At 57.5% G+C, this 7,101-nt stretch carries 11 protein-coding genes; 4 read left to right on the top strand and 7 right to left on the bottom strand.

Translation table 11 applies throughout. From position 1 onward, the window contains the following. From ACIQ0Q_RS08050 to ACIQ0Q_RS08020, 7 genes are all read right to left on the bottom strand, one after another. On the bottom strand, window positions 1–125 hold a 125-nt coding region (locus ACIQ0Q_RS08050), incomplete at its 3' end, for a deoxyribodipyrimidine photo-lyase (RefSeq protein WP_395772423.1). A gap of 64 nt (window positions 126–189) precedes the next feature. After that, a complete protein-coding gene (gene alr, locus ACIQ0Q_RS08045; protein WP_395772422.1) occupies window positions 190–1,263 on the bottom strand; it encodes an alanine racemase in 1,074 nt (357 codons plus the stop codon). 3 nt (window positions 1,264–1,266) lie between these two features. Beyond that, window positions 1,267–2,655 carry a replicative DNA helicase gene (locus ACIQ0Q_RS08040; RefSeq protein ID WP_395772421.1) on the bottom strand — a complete coding sequence of 463 codons (1,389 nt, stop codon included), beginning with the start codon at window positions 2,653–2,655 and terminating at the stop codon, window positions 1,267–1,269. A gap of 144 nt (window positions 2,656–2,799) precedes the next feature. Continuing rightward, entirely contained in the window at window positions 2,800–3,252 is a 453-nt protein-coding gene (gene rplI, locus ACIQ0Q_RS08035; protein ID WP_395772420.1) for a 50S ribosomal protein L9, read from the bottom strand. Window positions 3,253–3,322: 70 nt separating this feature from the next. Further along, window positions 3,323–3,553, bottom strand: coding sequence for a 30S ribosomal protein S18 (gene rpsR / locus ACIQ0Q_RS08030; RefSeq protein ID WP_297798809.1), 231 nt, complete (start codon window positions 3,551–3,553; stop codon window positions 3,323–3,325). Window positions 3,554–3,570: 17 nt separating this feature from the next. Further along, window positions 3,571–3,984 carry a 30S ribosomal protein S6 gene (rpsF, locus tag ACIQ0Q_RS08025; protein WP_395772419.1) on the bottom strand — a complete coding sequence of 138 codons (414 nt, stop codon included), beginning with the start codon at window positions 3,982–3,984 and terminating at the stop codon, window positions 3,571–3,573. A 138-nt stretch (window positions 3,985–4,122) separates the two neighbouring features. Further along, on the bottom strand, window positions 4,123–4,461 hold the full coding sequence (locus ACIQ0Q_RS08020) for a HesB/IscA family protein (protein WP_395772418.1): 339 nt from the start codon (window positions 4,459–4,461) through the stop codon (window positions 4,123–4,125). A gap of 96 nt (window positions 4,462–4,557) precedes the next feature. Between ACIQ0Q_RS08020 and asnS the strand changes: the two genes are divergently transcribed. The 4 genes from asnS to ACIQ0Q_RS08000 all read left to right on the top strand — a co-directional run. Then, window positions 4,558–5,958 (top strand): asparagine--tRNA ligase, encoded by a 1,401-nt coding sequence (gene asnS, locus ACIQ0Q_RS08015; RefSeq protein ID WP_395772417.1) that lies wholly within the window; start codon window positions 4,558–4,560, stop codon window positions 5,956–5,958. Then, window positions 5,958–6,251 carry a hypothetical protein gene (locus ACIQ0Q_RS08010; protein ID WP_395772416.1) on the top strand — a complete coding sequence of 98 codons (294 nt, stop codon included), beginning with the start codon at window positions 5,958–5,960 and terminating at the stop codon, window positions 6,249–6,251. Before asnS ends, ACIQ0Q_RS08010 begins: the two co-directional genes overlap by 1 nt. A 2-nt stretch (window positions 6,252–6,253) precedes the next feature. Continuing rightward, window positions 6,254–6,592 (top strand): hypothetical protein, encoded by a 339-nt coding sequence (locus ACIQ0Q_RS08005; protein WP_395772415.1) that lies wholly within the window; start codon window positions 6,254–6,256, stop codon window positions 6,590–6,592. 2 nt (window positions 6,593–6,594) lie between these two features. After that, window positions 6,595–7,101 (top strand): SDR family NAD(P)-dependent oxidoreductase (locus ACIQ0Q_RS08000; protein ID WP_395772414.1); only part of this gene is annotated, 507 nt, incomplete at its 3' end.

The raw sequence follows: 7,101 nt of genomic DNA, 5'->3' as shown, positions 1-7,101 counted from the left end.
CCCTGCTCTTCAGGGGCATGCACATAGACCAGTACGGGCGCATATCCATCAGCGATTGCTTGCGCCAGCGCGGGATTGTCCTGCAGTCGCAGATCGCGACGTAACCAGACCAGGGCGTTGGCCACATGCATTCTCCTTGTGCTTCAAACCATTACTAAAGCAGAAATGCCGTCATTCCAGCGTGAATGCTCAGTCTTCCCGAAAGCGAACGCGGCGGGTAATCGAGCAAGTCAGCTCATAGCTAATGGTGCCGGCAGCTTCGGCGATTTCTTCGACCGGAAGCCCGCCGCCCCAAAGTATGAGTTCATCGCCAACGGCGGCTTGGGGCTGACTGCGCAGATCGACGGTCATCAAGTCCATGGAAACGCGGCCGATAATCGGAACGCGTTGGCCGTTCAGCAAGGCCGGTGTGCCCGGACGAATGTTCCGCGGGTAACCGTCGCCATAGCCGATGGCAGCGACACCGATGCGCATATCCTCCGGACAGACATAGGTTCCGGCATAACCGACTCGTTCACCGGCACGCACTTGCTGCGTCGAAATCAGGCGGGTGCTAAGGGTCATTGCCGGTTTCAGACCGAAATCAGAACCGGTCCTGCCGGAAGCTACGCTCAGACCGTATAACGCCCCACCTGCGCGCAACCATTGCCTGTGGGACGCCGGCCAAGCCAGCACGGCGGCAGAATTGGCCAATGAACATACCGACGCATCCGCAGGCAGGAAAGCATCAAAGCAGGCCAGCTGACTGACGGTCTGTGGATTACCCGGTTCGTCGGAGCTGGCAAAGTGACTCATGCACACGATGTCATCGTCCACATTCGGCATCGCTTTCAGGCGCCGGTAGGCTTCAGGAAACTGTTCCGGAGGAAATCCGAGGCGGTGCATACCGGAGTCCATTTTGAGCCAAACCGATATCGGACTGCCAGAATCCTCTGCCAGCATTGCCAGCTGGAAGGGGTGGTGGACGACGGTAACCACGGAAAGCTCTCTGAGTTGTGCCAGATCGGCCGCTTCGTCGAATCCGGAAAGCAGCACGATACCCTGGGAAAACCCTACGGCGCGCAGACGCTGGGCGTCGGAAATTGCTGCGACACCGAAGGCATCGGCACCAGCTAGCGCCTGCGCCACGCGTTCAAGTCCATGACCGTATCCATCGGCTTTGACCACGGCCATGACTTTCGAGTCTGGGGCCGCCGAACGGATCCGCGCCAGATTATGGCGCAGGGCATCCATGTGGATTCGGGCTGTAGTGGCGCGGGCCATGGCTTATTCGAAATTCCCGAGATGATCGGGCGCAAGATTATCAAAACGGGTGTATTCACCGAAGAATTTGAGCTTGAAAGATCCGGTCGAGCCGTTACGATGCTTGCTGATGATGACCTCGGCCAGTCCTTTCTCGTTCGAATCCTTGTTGTAGTATTCATCCCGGTAAATAAACAGGATGATATCGGCATCCTGTTCGATACCGCCGGATTCACGCAGATCCGACATCACCGGCCGTTTGTCGGTCCGGCTTTCCAGGCCGCGGTTCAACTGCGACAAGGCGATAACCGGAATATCGAGTTCCTTGGCCAGGGCCTTGAGGGATCGCGAAATTTCGGAAATTTCATTGGCGCGGTTTTCCTTGCTGCCGGGAACTTGCATGAGCTGCAGGTAATCCACCACGATCAAGCCGAGATCATGTTCCCGTTTGAGACGGCGTGCGCGGAACGCCAATTCCTGCGGCGATAGCGCGGGGGTATCATCGATGAAAATTTTGGACTTGGTCAGCATGCCGATGGCCATGGTCAAGCGCGACCAGTCTTCATCTTCCAAGGTGCCGGCGCGCAGGTTGTTGGCGTTGATACGACCAATAGAGGAAAGTAGTCGCTGCGCCAACTGGCCCGATGACATTTCCATGGAATACACAGCCACGGCTTTTTTGGTTTTTAATGCCGCATATTCAGCGATATTGAGCGCGAGCGTGGTCTTGCCCATGGCTGGCCGTGCCGCTAAAACGATCAGGTCCTGCTTCTGCAGGCCGGAGGTTATGTCATCGAACTCCTTGAATCCGGAAGGCAGGCCGGACAGCTCCCCTTTGTTGTCATAGCGCTTGACGATCTGCTCGAACGCGTCCTTGGCGGCATCCTTGACGGCCACGAAGGTTTTCTTAGCGCGCGCACCCTGCTCTGCGATTTTGAATACCGCCTGCTCGGCACTGGCCAGAAGTTCTTTGATATCGCGTCCATCCGGGGTGAAGCCATTATTGACGATGTCGGTACCGGCCTCGATCATCTGCCGCAGCACGGATTTTTCACGGACGATTTCCGCCCAGGCACGGATATTGGCAGCCGATGGCGTCTGGCTTACCAGATCGATAAGGTATTCAGTGCCACCGACCTGGTTGGCCTGATTATTTGCATTCAGCCACTCACCAATAGTGATGGCATCGAACGGTTGGTTTTTTTCAGAAAGCTCGATGATGGCCTGGTAAATGACCCGATGTGCCTGAAGATAGAAATCTCGGTCGGAAAGCAAATCGCCAAGATGGTTAATCGAATCGGGCGACAGCATCAGCCCGCCGAGAACCGCTTGCTCGGCCTCGATGGACTGGGGCGGAACCTTCAATTCATCGATTTTCCGGTTGCTGGACTGGGGTTCGGGACGTGCTGACATGATGGCGGATTTCCGGAGTTACCGGCATCTATCGTACCGCGTTCACGAGCGAAGCGTTGCGCATAAGTCTGTGGATAAGCGGTGGAATTTCATAGCCGAAAAAAAACCGCCCGGAGGCGGTTTTCTTTCCGAATAAAAACGCAATCAGGCGGCTTCTGGAACCACATTGACCCCGACTTTGGTTTCGACATCGGCGTGTAGGTGCACGGTGACTTCGAATTCGCCAGTGCGGCGGATTGGGCCTTCACCCATGATCACTTCCGATTTTTCCAGCTTGTGGCCGGCGGCAGTGAAGGCTTCAGCGATATCGCGGGCGCCAACGGAACCAAACAGCTTGCCCTCGGCCGAGGCGTTGGCGCTGATGGTGACGGAAGCACCTTCCAGGGACTGCTTGCGCTCGGTAGCGGCAGCCAGAATGGCGGCAGCTTTAGCTTCGTACTCGGCGCGTCTGGCTTCGAAGGCAGCGATGTTGTCAGCAGTGGCCGGAACGGCCTTTCCGTAAGGGATAAGGAAATTGCGCCCGAAGCCCGGTTTGACCGAGACTTGATCGCCCAATGCGCCGAGATTGGCGACTTTCTGCAGCAGGATGACTTTCATGGGTTACTCCAAAATTATACGTTAGCGGGCGTTGCCGCCCGCAGCGGGTGCTGTCCGTACAACGCCTGAATCAAACGTCGTGGTTATCGGTATACGGGATCAAAGCCAGGAAACGGGCACGCTTAATAGCGGCCTGCAGCATGCGCTGGTACTTGGCTTTGGTGCCGGTGATGCGGCTCGGTACGATTTTGCCGTTTTCGGTCACGTACTGGCGAAGGGTGTTCAGATCTTTGTAATCGATGCTGGTTGCGCCTTCGGCGGAGAATTTGCAGAATTTACGGCGGCGGAAAAATTTAGACATGGTGGCTTCCTCGGGTCTCAGGCAACGGTTTCGTTGATTTCGGCATCATCACCATCGGCTTCGACGGCTTCAGAGCTGTCTTCATCGCGGCGGCGGCGGTCACCCTTGTCGTCCTTGTGCTTCATGATCAGGGACTGCTCGGTGACGGCTTCGTCCATGGACACGACCAGATTGCGCAGGACGGCGTCGTTGAAACGGAAGCTGTCGGTCAGCTCGGTGAGCACGGCCTGGTTGCACTCGATGTTCATGAGCACGTAATGGGCCTTGACCAGGTTTTCGATCGGATAGGCCAGCTGGCGGCGACCCCAGTCTTCAAGACGGTGGATTTTACCGTTGGAACCTTCGATCAGGGTTTTGTAGCGCTCGACCATGGCCGGCACTTGTTCGGACTGGTCCGGATGGACCATGAACACGACTTCATAATGACGCATTGTGTTGTTTCCTTGTGGATGATGGCCGTTTCCGGCCAAACAGCCCCCCGCGGATGCGGTGGAGCAAGAACTCCCGTAATGCACGGGAGCCCAATATTATCGTCGGTTTTTACCGGAAAGACAAGAGCTTATTGGCGTTCAGGGCGGGGCTTCAGCCGTGGTAAAGCTTTCCCCGCAACCGCATTGGCCGGTGACCCGGGGGTTTTTGAACTGGAACTGCTGGTTGAGCCCTTGGCTGACAAAGTCGATTTCCGTCCCTTCCAGCTGTTCCAGCGCGGCCTCAGGCACCCGGACATCGACGCCATGGCTGCGGAACACCTGTTCATCGGGGCGGGCTTGCTTGGCGATATCCAAAGCATAGGTCCAGCCAGAGCAGCCGCTTTTGCGCACGGAAACCGACAGGCCGATGCCATCCGGGGTCTGTTCGAGGTACTGCTTGACGCGTTCCGCGGCACTGGGGGTGAGACTGACTGACATGCCTAAGGCCTTTGAATCTCGAAGAAAGTTGGGGAATGGCTTGCGAAAGGTTATTCTATAGCACAGAGGTGGTGTTGTTTGACGGAGATTTCAAGTATGGCAGTGGCAAGTATCCAACAGGTGCTCGAGGGCAAAATCGCCGTGGGCCAGACCGTGACCGTTCAGGGCTGGGTGCGCACCCGCCGGGATTCAAAAGCCGGACTGTCGTTCATCAATGTCAGCGACGGCTCCTGCTTCGCGCCGGTGCAGGTGGTGGCTCCCGCCCTGCTCGGCAATTACGAAAGTGACATCAAGCGCCTCAGCGCCGGTTGTTCGGTGCGCGCCACCGGCACCGTGGCCGCTTCCGAAGGCCAGGGCCAGAGCTTTGAACTGCAAGCAAGCACCATCGAGGTGGTCGGCTGGGTCGAAGATCCGGAAACCTACCCCATCCAGCCCAAAGCCCATAGCTTGGAATTCCTGCGCGAAGTCGCGCACCTGCGCCCGCGCACCAACCTGTTCGGTGCGGTCACCCGTATTCGGCATTGCATGGCCCAGGCCATCCACCGCTTCTTCCACGAGCAGGGCTTCTACTGGATCAACACCCCGATCATCTCGACCTCGGATGCCGAAGGCGCCGGCCAGATGTTCCGGATTTCAACGCTTGACATGATGAACCTACCGCGCACCGCCAAGGGCGAAGTCGATTTCAGCAAGGATTTCTTCGGCAAGGAAGCCTTCCTCACCGTTTCCGGCCAGCTGAACGTGGAGGCATATTGTCTCGCGCTGTCGAAGGTCTATACTTTCGGCCCGACCTTCCGCGCCGAAAACTCCCATACCACCCGCCATCTGGCCGAATTCTGGATGATCGAGCCGGAAATCGCTTTCGCCGATCTGAATGATGACGCGGCTTTGGCCGAACAATTCCTGAAGTACATTTTCAAAGCCGTGCTCGACGAACGCATGGACGATCTCGCTTTCCTTGTAGAACGTGTCGAGAAAACCGCGATCAGCAAACTCGAAGCCTTCATCAATGCGCCCTTCGAACGCATCGAATACGGCGATGCCATCACCCTGCTGCAGAAATCCGGCCAGAAGTTCGACTATCCTGTCGAATGGGGCCTTGATCTGCAAACCGAACACGAACGCTGGCTAACCGAGGTCCATGTCGGCCGGCCGGTGGTGGTCGCCAACTATCCAGAACACATCAAGGCCTTCTATATGCGCCTGAATGATGATGGCCGGACCGTGGCCGCGATGGACGTGCTGGCGCCGGGCATCGGCGAAATCATCGGCGGTAGCCAACGCGAAGAGCGACTGGACGTTCTGGATGCACGCATGCGCCAGTTCGGACTGGATCCGGCACATTACGAGTGGTATCGTGATTTCCGCCGGTATGGCAGCGTGCCGCATGCCGGCTTCGGCCTCGGCTTCGAGCGCCTGGTGGTGTATGTCTGCGGCTTGCAGAACATCCGCGACGCCATTCCCTACCCACGCGCACCCGGCCTGGCGACCTTCTGATGTGGATCGGCTTGCTTTTTGCATTTCTCGGGGTATTCGGATCCGCCCTGCCCGGGCATTTCGGCATGCGCATTCTTGCTTACCGCGAACATCTGGACCGCAAGCTGCCCTTCGATCCCGGAACGGAGAATGGCGGTATGCCCTATGGCTGGTGGTTGATGTGCTATAGACAAAAGCAGTTCCCGCAAGCACGCGTGCTCAACCAATTCGGCAATCTTTCCGCAATTTTCGGCTGGATTACCCTACTGGCGATGATTGCGGCGTTATTCTGTTTCATCATGAGCAAGGCCTGAAAATGAGCGATAGCGACGACATCGAAGACCCGGGTTATGCTGTGGTCACCGAACAATGGTGGCTGGCCCGCCCCGAACATCTGCTGGTCTGGGCTCGCTTACAGGTAACTGAAAGCGGTATCGCCATGGTTTTTGACAGTGCCGGTGACACCCTGACCTATGAAAACGATGACATCGCACGAGCCGCCTTGATGGATGCTGATTTCCGGGCCTTCGATGGCATGGATGACGCGGATGCCGATGAAATAGGTCTGTGGCTAGAAGAACTCGAGCCGCCGCGCGGCGATTCGGAAGAAGACCTACTTCCGCAGATGGTTCGTACCATCGGGCCGAGGCACTAGAGGTGGATATCCTGCAAGGGAGAAAAGCCCTCGTATGTGGTGGCTCTGAGGGTATCGGACTGGCATCGGCAAAGGCTCTGGCAGCGCTCGGCGCCGAAGTCACCCTGCTCGCCCGACGCGAAGCGCCGCTGCAGGCCGCGCTGGGCCGGCTTTCAGCCGCGCATGGACAACAGCATGGAATGCTGGTGGCGGATGTGCTCGCGCTTGACGGTGTATTGCCGATCATCGGCAGCACAGGATTCGATATCCTGATCAACAACAGTGCCGGACCGGCCGGCGGTGCGCTCGTTGACGCCAGCGATGCGCAACTCCTCGAGGTGTTCCGGCAACATGTGCTCGGCAACCAGCAGCTGATCCGCGCCATCGTACCCGGCATGCAGGTCCGAAAATGGGGTCGTATCGTCAATATTATTTCGACCTCGGTCAAGGAACCGATCGCTATGCTAGGGATATCCAATACCATCCGCGGAGCTGTTGCCAGTTGGGCGAAAACTCTGGCCGGCGAACTT

This window comes from Arenimonas sp. (assembly GCF_044348765.1).
Classification (GTDB): domain Bacteria; phylum Pseudomonadota; class Gammaproteobacteria; order Xanthomonadales; family Xanthomonadaceae; genus Arenimonas.
Note: the sequence above shows the minus strand (reverse complement) of the source record. Positions and strands in the feature narration are given on the sequence as shown.

Coding starts and splice junctions, on each gene's coding strand:
- rpsF (WP_395772419.1), bottom strand. CDS start 3,984: ATGCGTCATTATGAAGTCGTGTTCATGGTCCATCCGGACCAGTCCGAA.
- ACIQ0Q_RS08005 (WP_395772415.1), top strand. CDS start 6,254: ATGAGCGATAGCGACGACATCGAAGACCCGGGTTATGCTGTGGTCACC.
- ACIQ0Q_RS08040 (WP_395772421.1), bottom strand. CDS start 2,655: ATGTCAGCACGTCCCGAACCCCAGTCCAGCAACCGGAAAATCGATGAA.
- ACIQ0Q_RS08010 (WP_395772416.1), top strand. CDS start 5,958: ATGTGGATCGGCTTGCTTTTTGCATTTCTCGGGGTATTCGGATCCGCC.
- alr (WP_395772422.1), bottom strand. CDS start 1,263: ATGGCCCGCGCCACTACAGCCCGAATCCACATGGATGCCCTGCGCCAT.
- ACIQ0Q_RS08020 (WP_395772418.1), bottom strand. CDS start 4,461: ATGTCAGTCAGTCTCACCCCCAGTGCCGCGGAACGCGTCAAGCAGTAC.
- rplI (WP_395772420.1), bottom strand. CDS start 3,252: ATGAAAGTCATCCTGCTGCAGAAAGTCGCCAATCTCGGCGCATTGGGC.
- rpsR (WP_297798809.1), bottom strand. CDS start 3,553: ATGTCTAAATTTTTCCGCCGCCGTAAATTCTGCAAATTCTCCGCCGAA.
- asnS (WP_395772417.1), top strand. CDS start 4,558: ATGGCAGTGGCAAGTATCCAACAGGTGCTCGAGGGCAAAATCGCCGTG.